Raw genomic sequence first — 17,657 nt, 5'->3', positions numbered from 1 at the left:
CCTCCCGACGGGCGGGGCGAGAGTACGCATGGCGATCGACGATCTGCTCGACGAGCACGAACAAAGTGAACGCGTCCGCAGCTGGCTGCGGAAGAATGGCGCCAGCATCCTCGGTGGCGTAGTCATCGCCATCGGTGCCATTGCCGGCTGGCAGTGGTACCAGAAGGATCAGGGCAGCAAGCTGGCCTCGGCCAATGTCGAGTACCAGAAGGCCCTGCAGGGCCTGCAGCAGAACAAGCTTGACGATGCCGCCAAGGCGGTCAAGGCGCTCGAAGCCGGCCCGTCCAGCATCTACGGCGACCTCGCGGCGCTGCAGCTGGCCAAGGCCCAGGTCGACGCCGGCAAGAACGAAGAGGCACTGGCCACCCTGCGCAATGTGAAGGTCGAAGGTGACCTGCAGCGCGTGGTCGACCAGCGTGTGGCCCGCCTGCTGGTGGCCACTGGCAAGAGCGACGAGGCCATCAAGCTGCTGGGCAGCGCCACCGACAGCAGCAGCCTGGAAATCCATGGCGATGCGCTGATGGCGCAGGGCAAGCGCGATGAGGCCCGCGTACAGTACGAGAAGGCGCTGAAGACGCTGGACGTGGCAGCGCCGCAGCGGCGCCTGCTGGAAACCAAGGTTATGGACGCCGGCGGCACCGTTGCCGCCCCTGCGGAGTCGGTTTGATGAGTCAGAAGGTCATGATCACCCGCGTCGCCACCGTGCTCCTGATGGGCATGGCCCTGACCGGCTGCGGCACCATGAAGGGCTGGTTCGCCGGCAAGGACGCGGCGGCGAAGAAGGCACAGGAACCGGCTGAGCTGGTCAAGTTCGAGCCGACCCTGAAGGTCAGCAAGATCTGGTCGGTCAACCTCGGCAAGGGCGAGCGTCGCATCGGTGTGCGCCAGGGCCCGGCGGTGGCCAACGGCCACGTGTTCGCTGCGGCGATCACCGGTGGCGTGCACGCCATCGACCTGCAGACCGGCAAGAAGGTCTGGACCTGGGAGCCGAAGAAGGAAAAGAAGAAGGCCAAACTGCGCTTGTCCGGCGGCCCGGGTGTCGGTGAGAACCTGGTCGTGATCGGCACGCTGGATGGCCAGGTCGTCGCGCTGGACATCAACGACGGCAGCGAGAAGTGGCGCGCCCGTGTTCCGGGTGAAGTGATCGCCGCGCCGGCCGTTGCCCAGGGCATGGTCTACGTGCGCAGCAACGACGGCCGCGTGACCGCCTTCGATGTCGGCAACGGCACCCAGAAGTGGTTCAACCCGAGCGAGCTGCCGGCGCTGACCGTGCGCGGCAACGCGCCGGTGGTGACCGGCCCGGGCGTGCTGTTCATCGGCAAGGACGAGGGCGCGGTCGCGGCCCTGGCCCAGCAGGATGGCCGCACGCTGTGGGAACAGAACCTCGGCAACGGCGAAGGCCGCACCGAGCTGGAGCGCATGGCGGACGTCGACGGCGCACCGGTGCTCGACGGCAACACCCTGTACGTGAGCAGCTTCAAGAACCAGACCATGGCCATCGAAGGCCCGACCGGTCGCCCGCTGTGGGCGCGCGACCATGGCGGCGCAGGTGGCGTGGCGGTATCGTCCGGCAATGTGTTCGTGACCGACAACAAGGGCGGCGTGTTCGGCCTGGACAAGACCAGCGGCGCAGCGATGTGGTCGCAGACCGCCTTGGCCCGTCGTTCGCTGACCGGCCCGGCACTGCACGGCGACTACGTCGTGGTCGGTGACTACAAGGGATACGTGCACTGGTTGCAGACCTCCGATGGTGCGATGGCGGCACGGGCAAAAAGTGGCGGCGACGCCCTGCTGGCCCAGCCGGTCGTCGTAGACGGGGTGCTGCTGGTGCAGAACGTGGATGGCAAGCTGACCGCCTTCCGGTTGGCAAACTAAAAAATTGGAGTAATCGCGATGCTGCCTCTGGTCGCCCTGGTTGGACGGCCGAATGTCGGCAAGTCGACTATTTTCAATGCGCTTACGCGCACCCGTGACGCGCTGGTCCATGACCAGCCCGGCGTCACCCGCGACCGCAACTACGGTGTCTGCCGCCTCGACGAGGACAACCATTTCCTCGTCGTGGATACCGGCGGTATCGCCGGGGAAGACGAAGGCCTGGCCGGCGCCACCACGCGCCAGGCCCGTGCGGCCGCGGCCGAAGCCGACCTGATCCTGTTCGTCGTCGACGCGCGCGAGGGCACCTCGGCGCTCGACGACGAGATCCTGGCCTGGCTGCGCAAGCTGTCGCGCCCGACGCTGCTGCTGATCAACAAGATCGACGGCACTGACGAGGACAGCGTGCGTTCCGAGTTCGCCCGTTACGGCTTCGGCGAGATGCTGACCGTCTCGGCCGCGCATCGCCAGGGCCTGGACGACCTGCTGGACGAAGTGATTCAGCGCCTGCCGGAAGAAGGCAGCGGCGAAGAGCTGGACAACGACCCGAACCGCATCCGCATCGCCTTCGTCGGCCGCCCGAACGTGGGCAAGTCGACCCTGGTCAATCGCATCCTCGGCGAGGAGCGCATGATCGCCTCCGACGTGCCGGGTACCACCCGCGACTCGATCGCGGTGGACCTGGAGCGCGACGGCCGTGAGTACCGCCTGATCGACACCGCCGGCCTGCGCCGTCGTTCGCGCGTGGACGAGGTCGTCGAGAAGTTCTCGGTGGTCAAGACCATGCAGTCGATCGAGCAGTGCCAGGTGGCCGTGCTGATGCTCGACGCCACCGAAGGCGTGACCGACCAGGACGCCACCGTGCTCGGTGCCGTGCTCGATGCCGGCCGCGCGCTGGTGATCGCCATCAACAAGTGGGATGGCCTGACCGAGTACCAGCGCGAACAGGCCGAGACCATGCTGTCGCTGAAGCTCGGCTTCGTGCCGTGGGCCGAGTCGGTGCGCATCTCGGCCAAGCATGGTTCGGGCTTGCGCGAGCTGTTCCGCGCGGTGCACCGCGCGCACGAATCGGCGAACAAGACCTTCACCACCAGCGAAGTGAACAAGGCGCTGGAAGTGGCCTACGAGACCAACCCGCCGCCGACCATCCGCGGCCATGTCTCCAAGCTGCGCTACGTGCACCCGGCCGGCTCCAATCCGCCGACATTCATCGTGCACGGCACCCGCCTGAAGGAGCTGCAGGAATCCTACAAGCGCTACCTGGAGAACTTCTTCCGCAAGCGCTTCAAGCTGATCGGCACGCCGGTGAGCTTCATCTTCCGCGAGGGGACCAACCCGTACGAGGGAAAGAAGAACGTCCTCACCGAGCGGCAGGTCAAGGCCAAGCGGCGCTTGATGAAGCACGTCAAGGGCAAGTGATTCACGGGAAGGCGGCCGCAGGGCCGCCTTTTTCGTTGCGGCGAACCGGTCTGTAGAGCCGAGCCCATGCTCGGCTGCTTTTCGCGGATTGACGAGGCGCGCTGCGTGCGTCAGCCGAGCATGCGCTCGGCTCTACAGATCTCGATCTGGGCGACCGCCGCGACGTGCGCGGCAATGTGGCAAGGCGCATGGGATGCTGCGGGGTGCGGCCATCATCGATTCCGGCAGCCGCGCCTGCCCCGTGATGCTTGCCCAGACCAGGGTGGTACCCAATGCTCCTGCCAGGTACGCCACCGACACCGCCCCGGTCACCAGGCCTGCGGCATGCTCCAGCCACGGAAGGAGTCGGCAATACCTCCGTGCCCAGCGCAGATGGCTGCCGAGCCATGCCATCAGCAGGCCGAGCGACAGCGCGACGCCGCTCAGGCCGGCCACGTAAGCGGCCTTGGTGCCAGTGTCGGCAACGAGGCCGGTAAGCAGGGCAGCCACCGCGAACTGCAGCATCCAGTTGCTGGTGCTGGCGAGCGCCAACAGGCATCCAGCCTCGGCGTGCGGCCAACGGGAGCGGGCCCTCAGGCCCCAGGGCATCTGCAGGGAAAGCGGAGAGAGGGTGGTCAGCCCGGCATCGCGCAGGCACATGCCCGCCAGGCGCAATAGCAGGAGGCAGCCCGTGCACTGCATCGCCAGCGTCCACAGGCCGCGGTTTCCCAGCATGGCCGCTGCAACGAAAGCTGTGGCGCAGATGACGCCCGTACCGATGGCGATACCGAACGACGCGGCCATGGCGGCGTGCCCGCCCGCGCCCATTGCGGTGCGCAGGATCTTCGCGTGATTGGAAGCAGGCAGGAGCATGGCGAAGCCGTACAGCACCGCGACGATGAAGAACTGCTGCACGTAAACCTGCCACCGACCTACAGAAAGTGCCGAGTGTGGGCTGGTGCGGACGCGCCGTATTGAACGCTATTGCGACAGGCGCGAATCGCCGGCATCAGCCCACCCACAGCGACACGACGATCCATAGCGCCAGCGCAATCATCAGGAGCCCTGCGGCGCGCTCCAGCCAAGGCAGGGCGCGTGCGAATCGGCCCAGCACCCACGGGTGGCCGACCAGCGCGGCTACCAGCAGATCCCAGAGCAGGACGATGCCGAACATCCACGCGCCATAGAAGAACTTCGTTGCGGTGCTGGCCTGCGGACCGTTGAGCATTGCCGCCAACGTTGCGTAGAACAGCGCATTCTTCGGGTTCAGCAGCGCAGACAGGGCGCCCAGCCCTGCCGCCTTCCACCATCCGTGGGCACCGCCCGCTCGCGATCCGGCGGCAGCGTCAGATGCCTGCAGCGTCGTCGAACCCGCATGGCGCAGGAACAGCGTGCCGAGGTACAGCAGGAACCCGCAGCCCGCCAACTGCACCGCAATGAACCCTGCGCTGCCTGGGCGCAGCATGGCCATTCCGGTGAAGGCGGCCACGATGAAGACGCCATTGCCGACGGCGATGCCTGCGCAGGCGCCACTGGCGGTGCGCCAGCCAGAGGTGATCGCGGTGCGTGCAACGAGGAAGAAGTCGGGGCCGGGTGAGAGCAGGGCGAGAAAATGTACGGTGGCGATGACCAGGAACTGTTCCATCGGGTCCGGCGGCGGCTGGCGGGGGCGCCAGTGTGGGGATGCGCCGCGCGATGGTATTGAACGTTATTGCAGGCTCAGCGCCGGTACTGGCCCGGGGTCGCACCGGCGTGGGCCTTGAAGACCCGCTGGAAATGGCTCTGGTCGGCGAACCCCAATGCATGGGCGACCACGGCCAGGGCCTGCCCTTCGCACAGCCGCCGCCGGGCCTCCTGGATGCGCTGGTCGATCTGCCAGGCGTGAGGGGTCAGGCCCGTGGCACGCCGGAAGGCGCGGATCAGCTGGTAGCGGCTCATGCCTGCCAGCGATGCCAGCTCCTGCAGGGCCGGGGTGTGTTCGAGCCGCTGGCGCAGAATGTCCATCACCGGCTGCAGCCGCTGCTGTAATGCGGCATCTTCGGGCGGGCCGGTGACGGCTACACCATCGTGTTCATCCAGATCGCCGACGAACGCGATCAGGGCAGCTTCCTTGACGCTGACCGGATCGTCGGAGAACAGCGTCTGGTTGAGCTGGCAGTACTGCTGGTAGCGCGGGCGATGGTTGGAAATCCGGATCGGTTCCTGCTGCCAGTCGGGTTCGGGCAGGTCGTCATACTCGGCGCGGACCTCGGCCATCCAGCGCGCGTCCAGATGCAGCATCTGGTAGCTCCAGACCTGGCCGGGCAGGGGGTTGCAGGCGTGCACGCGGCCTGCAGGTACGCCGACCAGGCTGCCGGGCTGCAGCAGGCGCGGTCCTTCCACAGCACCGGTGAACAGGCTGCTGCCGGCGTCCACGGCGCCGATCGAGAAGGTGTCATGGCTGTGCGGGCGATGGCAGGCGCGGCTGTCGCACGCCCGTCGGCTTTCGACGAAGGGCATGCGCGGGTCACGCCAGAATTCGGTGGCAGAGCGCATGCAGCGGTTCCGGGATGCAGGGGGCAACGCCCGCATGGTGCCATGTTCGGGGCAGGGCGCGTCGAGGGTGTCTGCGCGATAATGCCGCCATGAGCATCCAAGAGCTTTCCCCCGCGCAGGCACGCGAGCGCCTGGCCCATGGCGCGGTGCTGATCGATGTGCGCGAAGCGCACGAACGGGCCGGCGGGATGGCCGAGGGCGCGCGCGGCGTGGCCAAGGGCGAGCTGCAGGCCGACCCGGCCGCGCATCTGCCGCGGCGCGACCAGGAGATCCTGCTGATCTGCCAGAGCGGCAAGCGCTCGGCCGATGCCGTGCAGTTCCTGCTGGAGGCCGGCTACACAAACGTCGCTTCCGTGACGGGCGGTACCGTGGCCTGGCGCGAGCAGTCGCTGCCACTGGTGCAGCCGTTGGCCAGTGCCGCCGATCGCGACTTCTTTGATCGTTATTCGCGCCACCTGCTGCTGCCGCAGGTGGGCGAGGTCGGCCAGCGCCGGCTGCAGCAGGCGCGCGTGCTGGTGCTGGGTGCGGGCGGCCTTGGTGCGCCGGCCGGCTTCTATCTGGCCGCCGCCGGGGTAGGGCACCTGCGCTTCGCCGACCACGACCGCGTGGAGCGCAGCAACCTGCACCGGCAGATCGTGCATACCGAAGCCAGCGTCGGCCAGCTCAAGGTCGATTCCGCTCGCGAGCGCCTGCTGGCGCTCAACCCCTCGATCGAGGTCGAGGCGGTGCCGGAGCGGGTGACCTCTGAGAACGTGGATGCGCTGCTCGAGGGCGTGGACGTGGTGCTGGATGGCTCGGACAACTTCCCGCTGCGCTACCTGCTCAACGACGCCTGCATCAAGCACGCCAAACCGCTGGTGTATGCCGCCATCGAGCGCTTTGACGGCCAGGTAAGCGTGTTTGACGCCGGCCGCCAGCGTGGCGTGGCGCCGTGCTACCGCTGCCTGTTCCCGGAGCCACCGCCGCCGGAGTTCGCGCCGAACTGTTCCGAGGCCGGTGTGCTGGGTGTGCTGCCCGGCCTGGCCGGGGTGCTGCAGGCCACCGAGGTGCTGAAGCTGCTGCTGGGCATCGGCGAGCCGCTGGTGGGGCGCCTGCTGCGCTTCGACGCGCTGGGCATGCGCTTCCGCGAGACCGGCATCGGGCCGGACCCGCAGTGCCCGGTGTGCGCGCCGGGCGTGCCATTCCCGGGGTATATCGATTACGCCGCGTTCTGCCGGGGGGGGTGAGGCTGGCCGGGGCATCATCCACGCATGGCGTGGATCTACTGTAGAGCCGAGCCCATGCTCGGCTGCTTCTGGCCTCGGCACGAAGAGCAGCCGAGCGTGGGCTCGGCTCTACAGGTCATGGCGCCCACCCAAGCATGTGCATGGTTTCGGGATGATGTTGGGGGTCACTCCCTGCATCGTTCCACCGCCAAGACAATCCGGCGCAACATGCGTGCTATTGCCGTCATCGGCATTGCTCTATTGTTGAACCCGATTCTGGATCTTGGGGAAAACACCGCATGGCGGTAGAAGCAGCGACCAGCGAGCTGGTCAAGGTCGTCGCCCTGTTGGGCGCGGCGGTGGTGATGGTGCCTTTGTTCCGCCGGGCCGGCCTGGGCTCGGTGCTGGGCTACTTCGCCGCTGGCCTGGCGATCGGACCGTTCGGGCTGGGCTGGTTCTCCGACCCGCAGGCGATCCTGCATACCGCCGAACTCGGCGTGGTCATGTTCCTGTTCGTGATCGGCCTTGAAATGCGGCCCTCGCACCTGTGGAGCCTGCGTAAGGAGATCTTCGGGCTGGGCACGCTGCAGATCGTCACCTGTGCGCTGGTGCTGACCAGCATCGCCAAGCTGTTCGGCCTGCCGTGGCAGGTGGCCTTCATCGGCGCCACCGGCTTCGTGCTCACCTCCACTGCGGTGGTGATGCAGCTGCTGGCCGAGCGCGGTGACATTGCGCTGCCGTCGGGGCAGAAGATCGTCTCCATCCTGCTGTTCGAAGACCTGCTGATCGTCCCGTTGCTGGCGCTGGTGGCCTGGATGGCGCCGGGCGCGGGCAGTGCCGATGGCGAGGGTTCGCGCTGGCTGTCGGTGGCGATCGGCGTGGGCGCCATTGTTGGCTTGGTGCTGGTCGGCCGCTTCCTGCTCAATCCGCTGTTCCGCGTGCTGGCCGAATCGAAGGCGCGCGAGGTGATGACCGCCGCCGCGTTGCTGGTGGTGCTGGGCGCGGCGCTGCTGATGCAGCTGTCCGGCCTGTCGATGGCGATGGGCGCGTTCCTGGCCGGCGTGCTGCTGAGCGAATCGACCTTCCGCCACCAGATCGAAGCGGACATCGAACCGTTCCGCGGCATCCTGCTGGGCCTGTTCTTCCTCAGCGTGGGCATGGCACTGGACCTGGGCGTGGTAGCTGGCAACTGGCAGCTGATCCTCGGCCTGGTGCTGGCGTTGATGGCGGCCAAGGCGCTGTGCATCTACGTGGTCGCGCGCGTCATGGGCAGCGACCACGCGCAGGCGCTGGACCGCGGCGTGCTGATGGCGCAGGGCGGCGAGTTCGCCTTCGTGCTGTTCTCCGCCGCGGCATCGGCCGGCGTGATCAACCTGGAGATCAATGCCAACTTCACCGCCGTGGTAGTGCTGTCGATGGCGCTGACCCCGCTGGTGGTGCTGGTCTACAAGCGCATCGCGCCGAAGCCGACGGTGAACATGGACGGCGTGGACGAGGCCGACGGCCTGTCCGGCAGCGTGCTGCTGATCGGCTTCGGTCGCTTCGGCCAGGTCGCCAGCCAGTCGCTGCTGGCGCGCGACGTGGACGTGACCATCATCGACAACGATGTGGAGATGATCCAGAGCGCGGCGCGCTTCGGTTTCAAGATCTACTACGGCGACGGTACGCGACTGGACGTGCTGCATGCCTCGGGCGCGGCGACCGCGCGTGCGATTGCGGTGTGCGTGGACAAGGCCGAGGCGGCTGATCGCATTGTTGAGCTGGTGTCGCACGAGTTCCCGCAGGCCAAGCTGATGGTGCGCTCGTTCGACCGCGAGCATTCGCTGCGGTTGATCCATGCCGGTGTCGATTTCCAGATCCGCGAGACGTTTGAATCGGCGGTGCTGTTTGGCCAGGCCGCGCTGGTGGAACTGGGTGCGGATGAGGATGACGCGGTGGAGATTGCCGAGCAGATCCGCCGCCGCGATGCCGAGCGTTTCGAGTTGGAAATTGCTGGTGGTGGTCTGAATGCCGGCGCCAAGATGGTGTTTGGCAACGCCGGCCAGGGCGTGCCGACGCCGACGCCGTTCACCGCGCCGAAGCGGGCAAGCAAGACGTTGAACCCGCAGGATGTGCCGGAAGAGGAAGAGTAGAGCCGAGCCCATGCTCGGCTGCTCTTCGGCCAAATTGCGATGTACCCCCCGCTGCGCGCGTGAGCCGAGCGTAGGCTCGGCTCTACAAGGGCGGGTCGGTCGGTTGTAGAGCCGAGCCCATGCTCGGCTGCTCTTCGGTCAGGTTGCGATAAAGCCGCGCTGCGCGCGTGAGCCGAGCGTAGGCTTGGCTCTACAAGGGCGGGCCGGACGGTTGTAGAGCCGAGCCCATGCTCGGCTGCTCTTCGGTCAGGTTGCGAAAAAGCCGCGCTGCGCGCGTGAGCCGAGCGTAGGCTCGGCTCTACAAGGGCGGGTGGGATTGGTACCGTGGCGGTGGGCGAGGGGGCCTGAATCGGGGACAATAGCGTCCCCGCCGCCCCACGCCCGCTCCCGATGACCGATTCCGCCTCCCCGCATCCTGCCCGCATCCTTGATGGCCGCCGCATCGCCGAGGACCTGCTCGACAGCCTGAAGGTGCGCGTCGATGCCCGCGTGGCCGCCGGTGGCAGCCGCCCGGGCCTGGCCGTGGTGCTGGTCGGTGGCGACCCGGCCTCGACGGTGTACGTGCGCAACAAGCGCCGTGCCGCCGAGAAGGTCGGCATCGAAGCACATGACTACGACCTGCCGGCCGGTACCACCGAAGCCGAGCTGCTTGACCTGATCGACCAGCTCAACGCCGACCCGAAGATCCACGGCATCCTGATCCAGCTGCCGCTGCCGGGGATCCCCGACGCGCGCCGGCTGATCCAGCGCATCGACCCGCGCAAGGACGTGGACGGTTTCCACCCGGAAAACGTCGGCCACCTGGCCCTGCGCGAGTTCGGCCTGCGCCCGTGCACCCCGCGCGGCATCACCACGCTGCTGGGCCACACCGACCAGCCGGTGCGCGGCCGCAACGCCACCATCGTGGGCGTCAGCAACCACGTCGGCCGCCCGATGGGCCTGGAGCTGCTGATTGCCGGCTGCACCGTGACCAGCTGCCACAAGTTCACCCCCAAGGACGTGCTGGAACAGGCCGTGCGCAACGCCGACATCCTGGTGGTGGCGGTCGGTCGCCCGGGCATCGTGCCGGGTGAGTGGGTGAAGCCGGGCGCGGTGGTGATCGATGTGGGTATCAATCGCTTGGATGACGGCCGCCTGGTGGGCGACGTAGGGTTTGAAGCGGCTGCCCAGCGGGCCAGCTGGATCACCCCGGTGCCGGGTGGTGTGGGCCCGATGACCGTGGCCACGCTGATGCAGAACACCCTGGAAGCGGCGGAAGCGCTGAGCTGACCTGCTGTTGGCACCTACCAAAGGCGGCACCGGGCCTTGGGCCTGCTGTAGAGCCGAGCCTATGCTCGGCTCATCGCGGTCTGGCGGAAAGCAGCCGAGCGTGGGCTCGGCTCTACAGGTGAGCGGGTGCGACACTGTGTCGCGCGAAGTTCCAATTCGGGCTACCAAAAATGCTGTTCTTGGCCCCTGAAAAGGGGTAAAATGTCGCGCTTCCCCACATCTCGGGTATGCCGATGCTGCGCATCCAGGCTGAAGCACTCACTTACGACGACGTCTCGCTCGTCCCCGCCCACTCGACCATCCTGCCCAAGGACGTCAACCTCGAAACGCGGTTGACCCGAGACCTGAAGCTGAAGCTTCCGATCCTGTCCGCGGCCATGGACACCGTCACCGAAGCCCGCCTGGCCATCGCCATGGCCCAGCTCGGCGGCATGGGCATCATCCACAAGAATCTCAGCCTGGAACAGCAGGCCGCGGAAGTGGCCAAGGTCAAGAAGTTCGAGGCCGGTGTCATCCGCGACCCGATCACCGTCGGCCCGGAAACCACCATCCGCGACGTGCTGGCCCTGACCCAGGCGCACAACATCTCCGGCGTGCCGGTGGTGGGCAGCGACGGCCAACTGGCCGGCATCGTGACCCACCGCGACATGCGCTTCGAGACCGAGCTGGACGATCCGGTCCGCCACATCATGACCAAGAAGGATCGCCTGATCACGGTCAAGGAAGGCGCCGCCTCTGACGAAGTGCTGCAGCTGCTGCACCGCAACCGCATCGAAAAGGTGCTGGTGGTCAACGATTCGTTCGAACTGCGTGGCCTGATCACCGTCAAGGACATCCAGAAGAACACCGACTTCCCGAACGCTGCCAAGGATCTGTCGACCCGCCTGCTGGTCGGCGCTGCCGTCGGCGTGGGTGGCGATACCGATCGCCGCGTGGAAGCGCTGGTCGCCGCCGGCGTGGACGTGATCGTGGTCGATACCGCGCACGGCCACTCGCAGGGCGTGCTGGACCGCGTCAGCTGGGTCAAGAAGAACTTCCCGAACGTGCAGGTCATCGGTGGCAACATCTGCACCGGCGAAGCCGCACTGGCGCTGCTGGACAGCGGCGCGGACGCCGTCAAGGTCGGCATCGGCCCGGGCTCGATCTGCACCACCCGCGTGGTTGCCGGCGTCGGCGTGCCGCAGGTCACCGCCATTGATCTGGTGGCCGAAGCGCTGCAGGACCGCATCCCGCTGATCGCCGACGGTGGCATCCGCTACTCGGGCGACATCGGCAAGGCGCTGGCCGCCGGTGCCTCGACCATCATGGTCGGCGGCCTGCTGGCCGGTACCGAAGAATCGCCGGGCGAGACCGAGCTGTACCAAGGTCGTTCGTACAAGAGCTACCGCGGCATGGGTTCGCTGGCCGCCATGGAGAAGGGGTCGAAGGACCGCTACTTCCAGGACGCCGCCACCGCCGACAAGCTGGTGCCGGAAGGCATCGAAGGCCGCGTGCCGTACCGCGGCCCGGTGGGCGGCATCATCCACCAGCTGATGGGCGGCCTGCGCGCCACCATGGGCTACGTGGGCTGTGCCACCATCGACGAGATGCGCAGCAAGCCCAAGTTCGTGAAGATCAGCGGCGCCGGCCAGCGTGAGAGCCACGTCCACGACGTGACGATCACCAAAGAGCCGCCGAACTACCGCGCCTGATGCGCTTGCGAACTGCTCTTGCGATTACGGGCAGCCTGCTGATGGCAGGCTGTTCGTTGTCCGAACCGCCGCCGCGCTCCGGGTCTCCGGGCGCGGCGGTTTCGCAATTGCAGGACGTGCAGGCCTGCCAGAACGCATTCTCGCTGCCGAAGGGCTGGCAGGTGCAGGCCGCTGGCGAACAGCGCTGGCTGCTGAAGGGCACCGGCGAGCGCCCGCTGCAGGTCACGCTGCAGTGCGTTACCGAGCTGCTGCATGGCCCGGATGATCCGGTGCTGACGCCGGTACTGGGCGCGCTGGAGCCCGCACGGATGAGCGTGCAGTGGGCGTCCTGGGGCGCTGCGGAGTCGGGCTTCTCGATGGCGGCGCTGCAACGGCGCATCGTGCCCGGCACCGAAGTGCAGGAAATCGCCGAGCTGCCGCGCGCCGACCGCGCCAACCCCACCGCACCGCACGGCCTGCTGATGCTGCGCTGGGACGAGGAAGACCCCTCACATATTCAACAACGCGAGGCGTTCATCGCCACGCTGACGCAGAGCCTTGAAGCGCCGGGCGCTGCGAAAAACACCACTGGAACGGCACCATGACCAACATCCATAACGACAAGATCCTCATCCTCGATTTCGGCGCGCAGTACACGCAGCTGATCGCCCGCCGCATCCGCGAGCTGGGCGTCTACTGCGAAATCTGGGCGTGGGACCACAACCCGGCCGAGATCGCCGCGTTTGGCGCCAAGGGCATCATCCTGTCCGGTGGCCCGGAATCGACCACGCTGCCGGGTGCGCCGGCCGCGCCGCAGGAAGTGTTCGACAGCGGCCTGCCGATCTTCGGCATCTGCTACGGCATGCAGACCCTGGCCGCGCAGCTGGGCGGTGCCACCGAAGCCGCTGACCAGCGCGAGTTCGGCCACGCCGAAGTGAACGTGATCAACCCGGATGCACTGTTCAAAGGCCTGAGCGACCACGGCGGCGAGCCGAAGCTGAATGTCTGGATGAGCCACGGCGACCACGTCTCCGTTGCGCCGCCGGGCTTCACCATCACCGCCACCACCGACCGCATTCCGGTGGCCGCCATGGCCAACGAAGAAAAGCGCTGGTACGGCGTGCAGTTCCACCCGGAAGTGACCCACACCCTGCAGGGCCAGGCGCTGCTGCGCCGCTTCGTGGTGGATGTGTGCGGCTGCCAGACCCTGTGGACCGCCGCCAACATCATCGACGACCAGATCGCCCGCGTGCGCGAACAGGTGGGCGATGACGAAGTGATCCTGGGCCTGTCCGGCGGCGTCGATTCGTCCGTGGTGGCTGCGCTGCTGCACAAGGCCATCGGCGAAAAGCTGACCTGCGTGTTCGTGGATACCGGCCTGCTGCGCTGGCAGGAAGGCGACCAGGTGATGGCGATGTTCGCCGAGCACATGGGCGTGAAGGTGGTGCGCGTGAATGCCGCCGACCGTTACTTCGCTGCGCTGGAAGGCGTGAGCGATCCGGAAGCCAAGCGCAAGATCATCGGCAACCTGTTCGTTGAGATCTTCGACGAAGAGTCGAACAAGCTGAAGAACGCCAAGTGGCTGGCGCAGGGCACCATCTACCCGGACGTGATCGAGTCGGCCGGCAGCAAGACCGGCAAGGCGCATGTGATCAAGAGCCACCACAACGTGGGCGGCCTGCCGGAGCACATGAAGCTGGGCCTGGTGGAGCCGCTGCGCGAGCTGTTCAAGGACGAAGTGCGCCGCCTGGGCGTCGAGCTGGGCCTGCCGCGCACCATGGTCTACCGCCATCCGTTCCCGGGCCCGGGCCTGGGCGTGCGTATCCTGGGCGAAGTGAAGCGCGAATACGCCGAGCTGCTGGCCAAGGCCGATGCCATCTTCATTGATGAGCTGCGCAAGGCCGACCTGTACGACAAGACCAGCCAGGCATTTGCCGTGTTCCTGCCGGTGAAGTCGGTGGGCGTGGTGGGCGATGCGCGCGCTTATGAGTGGGTGATCGCGCTGCGTGCGGTGGAAACCATCGACTTCATGACCGCGCATTGGGCGCATCTGCCGTATGAGTTCCTGGGTACGGTGAGCAACCGGATCATCAATGAGTTGCGGGGGGTTTCGCGGGTTGTTTATGACATCTCGGGGAAGCCGCCGGCGACTATTGAGTGGGAATGAGTTGAAAGAACGAGGGCGCCGAGAGGCGCCCTTGTTGTATGCAGAATTTGCTCACGCGTCTCCGTTGTGAGTCTTACGGCGAATCGTGCCGGAGCTGCATCATGATGAGTCTCCGCGGGCCCCGGGAGTCATGGGGTGAGTTGTGGACAGATCATCTGTTTGGCTGGGATGATTCAGGACGAGCCTTATCGATGGTTAGATATCTGCGCATCGTAGGAAGTGAGAGTCGAAGGACTAGGGGCCTGCGTTGAAGGTGTATAGCGAGTTGGTCATGCAAGTGGGGACTCGTCGACTAGCGGCAAGGCATTGATGGGACGAAATATCCAAGGAGCAATTGATGTCTTCGTTTTCCGCTAGAGCGGTTGAAATATGGAGATCATCACAAGCGGAGGAGATTTCTCCGATAAGTGGAGCATTCTCCATCGAAGTTCTCCCAACCTTGATGGTTCCGCAGACTTTGCAGTTCCTGGCAGAATGCGCCGCTAATCCGCCAGAAGGTGTGGGGGGGATTACATCAGCGTTCTTGCAGGGCATGCGCTACTTGAATCCAAGAGAGCCTAGGCTCCTTTTCTGGAGAGGATTTTCGAACTCCGACGAGTTGTTCTCTTTTGACCCAGGGGAGCTCTTCGCAGCGGTTAGGCAGCTTGAAGTCCATGCTGACATCAATCTAACCTTTGGCCGAGCCAGCTATCTGGCAGATGTTGGTCGTGGTCCGGAGTTGCCGTTGTGGATGCTGTCTAGATTGCCATTCAACAGAGCGGTGGCATTCGAAATCGAAGAGCGCGACGCCGCTCGGGCGTCATTGGAGGGCGGGGACCTCCAGATGACGGACAAAGTCAGAGTGGCGCACCAGCATTACTCAACCGGCATGTCTCTTCTCGCAGGTGAAGACTCCGTTTCGGGTCTGGTCGACGCTGCATTCATGCAGTTCTATCTGGCAATTGAGTCGGTTCTGGAATGTCATGGAAGGGCTGAGGCACTTAAAGCGGGTGCGCAAATGTTTGGGGGTGAGTTCGACCGGAATATCCAGAAGATTGTGTCGCATGTATATCTGGCGCGGCATCGATTTTTCGGTCACGCGCATCCTAAATATCTTGGGGGGATGGTTGACATCAAGACGGCATTCGACATTGCAAAGCAAACCCTCGTCGCTCGATGGTGTGCACGACGCCTAATAGAGCTTGAGCTGAAGCGACCATTGGTCAAGCGAGAGTTGAGGCTATATGCCGGGCCACAGAAATCTGTTGCGTTCTTTGGGGACGCCAGCTCTCTTCTGTCTGAGTTCACTCTGCCATGATGACGAGTCAATCCTCGCACTTGTGCTCGCGAATAGTGATTCTGGGCGGAGCCATTGGTCTGTGCATTCCGGACCTTCTGGGTAATTTGCATAGCCGGACCCCCGAGTCTGTCTACTAGTAGTTGGGCAATTTTTAAGAGAATACGGCAACCATGTCAGATGAAGAGCTAATCGTGGCAATAGAAGAATCCAAACTGGGGCTCGAGCCACCACCTTTCGGTGAGCTGGCAATTTCGGTCCCAGGGTCGCCGGCGTCGGTACAGTCTTCCAAGAGCGTAAAGAGTAAGTACCTAGGAAACATCAGAAGCTTACTTTCTAAATACAAATTTGTGCTCACGGGACAGCTTGTTTTAGATGTAACTTGGATGATCTCAGGAAAAAGCCGGTATGAGACAGACGCCAAGGCTGATATCGATAACTGCATAAAGCCGATCATTGATGCGTTCACTGGCCCTGATGGCATCTTCATTGATGACTGTCAGCTCAAAGGTCTCTATGTCTGTTGGCGGCATATTGAGTCAGGTGAGGAGCGCGTAACGTTTGAGTTCAAATTCGATCCGGTCCAGTGGTGCCATAAGGAGAACGTTGCGTTTATTCGAGTCGACAATGCGTTGTGCATTATTGTGGACACAACATGGCCGAAGCCCATTAGGAAGTTATGGGTTGAGGAAATGAAGAAGCGGCAAGAGAGTAAGGCTGCGCTCGAGCAAATCAATGTCCCCTATTTGGCGTTGGCCGGCCTGCTGGGCGGCAGCCAGCCCTTCCATAGGAGCCGCACTGGCGACTTTCCCGTTTTTTCCCCGGAAGAATTTGTAGAAGGAGGCGTGGAAGACGCCTGACGATTTTCTGAGGGAGTCTGCTTAAAATCCGGGAACATGAAGTTCTTGCCTTTCGTATAAAGTTCATAAAGTTAAATGGTGTCGTCAATATTTGCTAATGGCTACGAGGCGTCATGCGACCCAAAACAGGCATTGGTGCAGCCGCTCAGCCTGGCGCTGGTCTGGCTGTACGCTGGCTTGCTTGCCGGACCCGGCCGCCTTGAGGTCGAGCAGTTCTAAGCGGACAGCGCGTCATGCGGTGCCCTGTAGATATGTCGAATAATCGAACGCAACGGTACGTCCAACTGGTAGCCAGCAAGTGGAGATCGTATGAATGAACAAATAGCGGCGGAAGTTAAAGAATCCACAGTGCCTACACCACTTTCCGAGTTCCTGGAAAGTGTTCCCCCTGGTAGTGTCACTAGTGTATCGATGCTTACCGAGCCTTATCACTATAATGGTGGTAATATTGCTGGCTACAGGTTTTTTGCTCCAGACATTCAGCTTCACTGCTCGCATGATTCATGTAATGGAATGCGTTTCTTCAGGTTCTCTGGGCGATCACGTTCGGAAATTCCGGAGGAGGCGTGGCATTTTTTTTACGCAACTTACAAATGTTCGAACTGCCAAGAAACGGAAAAGACGTTCGCCTTGGCTGCACGGCGAGATAAGGACGTAGAGTCAGGGCAATGCTATAAGTTCGGCGAGCTTCCCGGGTATGGTCCGCCTACGCCAGCAAGATTAACGAAGCTTATCGGGCCAGATCGGGATCTGTTCCTAAGGGGGCGGCGCTGTGAGAACCAAGGGCTAGGCATCGGCGCCTTTGTCTATTATCGGCGCGTCGTGGAGGGCCAGAAGGACCGGATCCTTGACGAGATCATAAAGGTGTCGCGCAAGCTTGGATCTCCGGCCGCATCGCTGGCCAAGCTGGAGGCTGCAAAGGCAGAGGCGCGCTTTAGTCAAGCCCTTGCTGGCGTCAAGGATGCTGTTCCTCAAGCTCTACTAATCAATGGTCACAACCCGCTCCTGTTGCTTCATTCTGCACTAAGCGATGGTCTCCACGACCGCACCGACGAGCACTGCTTGGAGGTTGCATCAAGCGTTCGAGTGGTGCTGGGTGAACTTGCTGAGCGCCTTTCCCAAGCGCTTAAAGACGAAGCTGAGCTTACAAGAGCCCTCGCCAAGCTGATGAATCCGGGGAATGACTAATATTTCATTGGGCCAAGGCCGATTCTCGGGCTGGCCAAATTCTAGCATTGGACATCATATGGAGAGTTGCGCGTGCCGTTGAGTA

The 17,657-nt window shown here is 64.2% G+C and carries 15 protein-coding genes; 12 read left to right on the top strand and 3 right to left on the bottom strand.

All coding sequences use genetic code 11. The annotated features are described in order from the left end of the window. The first annotated feature begins 28 nt into the window (after positions 1-28). The 3 genes from AB839_RS00515 to der are packed head-to-tail and all read left to right on the top strand — an operon-like array spanning position 29 to position 3,291. Entirely contained in the window at positions 29-667 is a 639-nt protein-coding gene (locus tag AB839_RS00515; RefSeq protein WP_061477900.1) for a tetratricopeptide repeat protein, read from the top strand. Next, positions 667-1,875, top strand: coding sequence for an outer membrane protein assembly factor BamB (gene bamB / locus AB839_RS00510; RefSeq protein ID WP_061477899.1), 1,209 nt, complete (start codon positions 667-669; stop codon positions 1,873-1,875). Before AB839_RS00515 ends, bamB begins: the two co-directional genes overlap by 1 nt. A gap of 18 nt (positions 1,876-1,893) precedes the next feature. Continuing rightward, on the top strand, positions 1,894-3,291 hold the full coding sequence (gene der / locus AB839_RS00505; RefSeq protein ID WP_005413118.1) for a ribosome biogenesis GTPase Der: 1,398 nt from the start codon (positions 1,894-1,896) through the stop codon (positions 3,289-3,291). A gap of 132 nt (positions 3,292-3,423) precedes the next feature. Here the strand turns inward: der and AB839_RS00500 are convergent, their stop codons facing one another. The 3 genes from AB839_RS00500 to AB839_RS00490 all read right to left on the bottom strand — a co-directional run bounded on the left by AB839_RS00500 (position 3,424) and on the right by AB839_RS00490 (position 5,805). Further along, entirely contained in the window at positions 3,424-4,185 is a 762-nt protein-coding gene (locus AB839_RS00500) for a hypothetical protein (RefSeq protein WP_061477898.1), read from the bottom strand. Between the two features lie 94 nt (positions 4,186-4,279). Continuing rightward, positions 4,280-4,915, bottom strand: coding sequence for a LysE family transporter (locus tag AB839_RS00495; RefSeq protein WP_061477897.1), 636 nt, complete (start codon positions 4,913-4,915; stop codon positions 4,280-4,282). 74 nt (positions 4,916-4,989) lie between these two features. After that, positions 4,990-5,805 (bottom strand): AraC family transcriptional regulator, encoded by an 816-nt coding sequence (locus AB839_RS00490; RefSeq protein ID WP_061477896.1) that lies wholly within the window; start codon positions 5,803-5,805, stop codon positions 4,990-4,992. Between the two features lie 89 nt (positions 5,806-5,894). Between AB839_RS00490 and moeB the strand changes: the two genes are divergently transcribed. The 9 genes from moeB (at position 5,895) to AB839_RS00445 (ending at position 17,572) form a co-directional block, all read left to right on the top strand. Then, the gene (moeB, locus tag AB839_RS00485; RefSeq protein ID WP_061477895.1) at positions 5,895-7,031 is read left to right on the top strand and encodes a molybdopterin-synthase adenylyltransferase MoeB; all 1,137 of its coding nucleotides are present in this window, start codon (positions 5,895-5,897) and stop codon (positions 7,029-7,031) included. A 278-nt stretch (positions 7,032-7,309) separates the two neighbouring features. After that, the gene (locus tag AB839_RS00480; RefSeq protein WP_061477894.1) at positions 7,310-9,142 is read left to right on the top strand and encodes a monovalent cation:proton antiporter-2 (CPA2) family protein; all 1,833 of its coding nucleotides are present in this window, start codon (positions 7,310-7,312) and stop codon (positions 9,140-9,142) included. Positions 9,143-9,532: 390 nt separating this feature from the next. After that, positions 9,533-10,411 carry a bifunctional methylenetetrahydrofolate dehydrogenase/methenyltetrahydrofolate cyclohydrolase FolD gene (gene folD / locus AB839_RS00475; RefSeq protein WP_061477893.1) on the top strand — a complete coding sequence of 293 codons (879 nt, stop codon included), beginning with the start codon at positions 9,533-9,535 and terminating at the stop codon, positions 10,409-10,411. Between the two features lie 233 nt (positions 10,412-10,644). Then, positions 10,645-12,102: an IMP dehydrogenase gene (gene guaB / locus AB839_RS00470; RefSeq protein WP_032958143.1), complete on the top strand. Its 1,458-nt coding sequence runs from the start codon at positions 10,645-10,647 to the stop codon at positions 12,100-12,102. Between the two features lie 107 nt (positions 12,103-12,209). After that, positions 12,210-12,686 (top strand): hypothetical protein, encoded by a 477-nt coding sequence (locus AB839_RS00465; protein ID WP_061477892.1) that lies wholly within the window; start codon positions 12,210-12,212, stop codon positions 12,684-12,686. Beyond that, positions 12,683-14,248 carry a glutamine-hydrolyzing GMP synthase gene (gene guaA, locus AB839_RS00460; protein ID WP_005413109.1) on the top strand — a complete coding sequence of 522 codons (1,566 nt, stop codon included), beginning with the start codon at positions 12,683-12,685 and terminating at the stop codon, positions 14,246-14,248. Before AB839_RS00465 ends, guaA begins: the two co-directional genes overlap by 4 nt. A gap of 337 nt (positions 14,249-14,585) precedes the next feature. After that, positions 14,586-15,545: a hypothetical protein gene (locus AB839_RS00455; RefSeq protein WP_156476601.1), complete on the top strand. Its 960-nt coding sequence runs from the start codon at positions 14,586-14,588 to the stop codon at positions 15,543-15,545. Positions 15,546-15,697: 152 nt separating this feature from the next. Beyond that, complete coding sequence (locus AB839_RS00450; RefSeq protein WP_082783260.1) at positions 15,698-16,384, top strand: RusA family crossover junction endodeoxyribonuclease; 687 nt, start codon at positions 15,698-15,700, stop codon at positions 16,382-16,384. A gap of 309 nt (positions 16,385-16,693) precedes the next feature. Next, positions 16,694-17,572, top strand: a complete 879-nt coding sequence (locus AB839_RS00445; RefSeq protein ID WP_061477889.1) for a hypothetical protein — start codon at positions 16,694-16,696, stop codon at positions 17,570-17,572. The last annotated feature ends 85 nt before the right edge of the window (positions 17,573-17,657 follow it).

The organism is Stenotrophomonas sp. DDT-1 (assembly GCF_001580555.1).
GTDB classification, from domain to species: Bacteria; Pseudomonadota; Gammaproteobacteria; order Xanthomonadales; family Xanthomonadaceae; genus Stenotrophomonas; species Stenotrophomonas sepilia.
The sequence above is the reverse complement of the archived record's forward strand: the minus strand, read 5'-3'. Positions and strand labels throughout refer to the sequence as shown.

Bases quoted from the DNA above. Each gene is read 5' to 3' on its own strand.
- guaA (WP_005413109.1), top strand. From the start codon at position 12,683: ATGACCAACATCCATAACGACAAGATCCTCATCCTCGATTTCGGCGCG.
- AB839_RS00495 (WP_061477897.1), bottom strand. From the start codon at position 4,915: ATGGAACAGTTCCTGGTCATCGCCACCGTACATTTTCTCGCCCTGCTC.
- AB839_RS00490 (WP_061477896.1), bottom strand. From the start codon at position 5,805: ATGCGCTCTGCCACCGAATTCTGGCGTGACCCGCGCATGCCCTTCGTC.
- der (WP_005413118.1), top strand. From the start codon at position 1,894: ATGCTGCCTCTGGTCGCCCTGGTTGGACGGCCGAATGTCGGCAAGTCG.
- AB839_RS00455 (WP_156476601.1), top strand. From the start codon at position 14,586: ATGTCTTCGTTTTCCGCTAGAGCGGTTGAAATATGGAGATCATCACAA.
- AB839_RS00450 (WP_082783260.1), top strand. From the start codon at position 15,698: ATGTCAGATGAAGAGCTAATCGTGGCAATAGAAGAATCCAAACTGGGG.
- guaB (WP_032958143.1), top strand. From the start codon at position 10,645: ATGCTGCGCATCCAGGCTGAAGCACTCACTTACGACGACGTCTCGCTC.
- bamB (WP_061477899.1), top strand. From the start codon at position 667: ATGAGTCAGAAGGTCATGATCACCCGCGTCGCCACCGTGCTCCTGATG.
- moeB (WP_061477895.1), top strand. From the start codon at position 5,895: ATGAGCATCCAAGAGCTTTCCCCCGCGCAGGCACGCGAGCGCCTGGCC.
- AB839_RS00480 (WP_061477894.1), top strand. From the start codon at position 7,310: ATGGCGGTAGAAGCAGCGACCAGCGAGCTGGTCAAGGTCGTCGCCCTG.
- AB839_RS00515 (WP_061477900.1), top strand. From the start codon at position 29: ATGGCGATCGACGATCTGCTCGACGAGCACGAACAAAGTGAACGCGTC.
- AB839_RS00445 (WP_061477889.1), top strand. From the start codon at position 16,694: ATGAATGAACAAATAGCGGCGGAAGTTAAAGAATCCACAGTGCCTACA.
- folD (WP_061477893.1), top strand. From the start codon at position 9,533: ATGACCGATTCCGCCTCCCCGCATCCTGCCCGCATCCTTGATGGCCGC.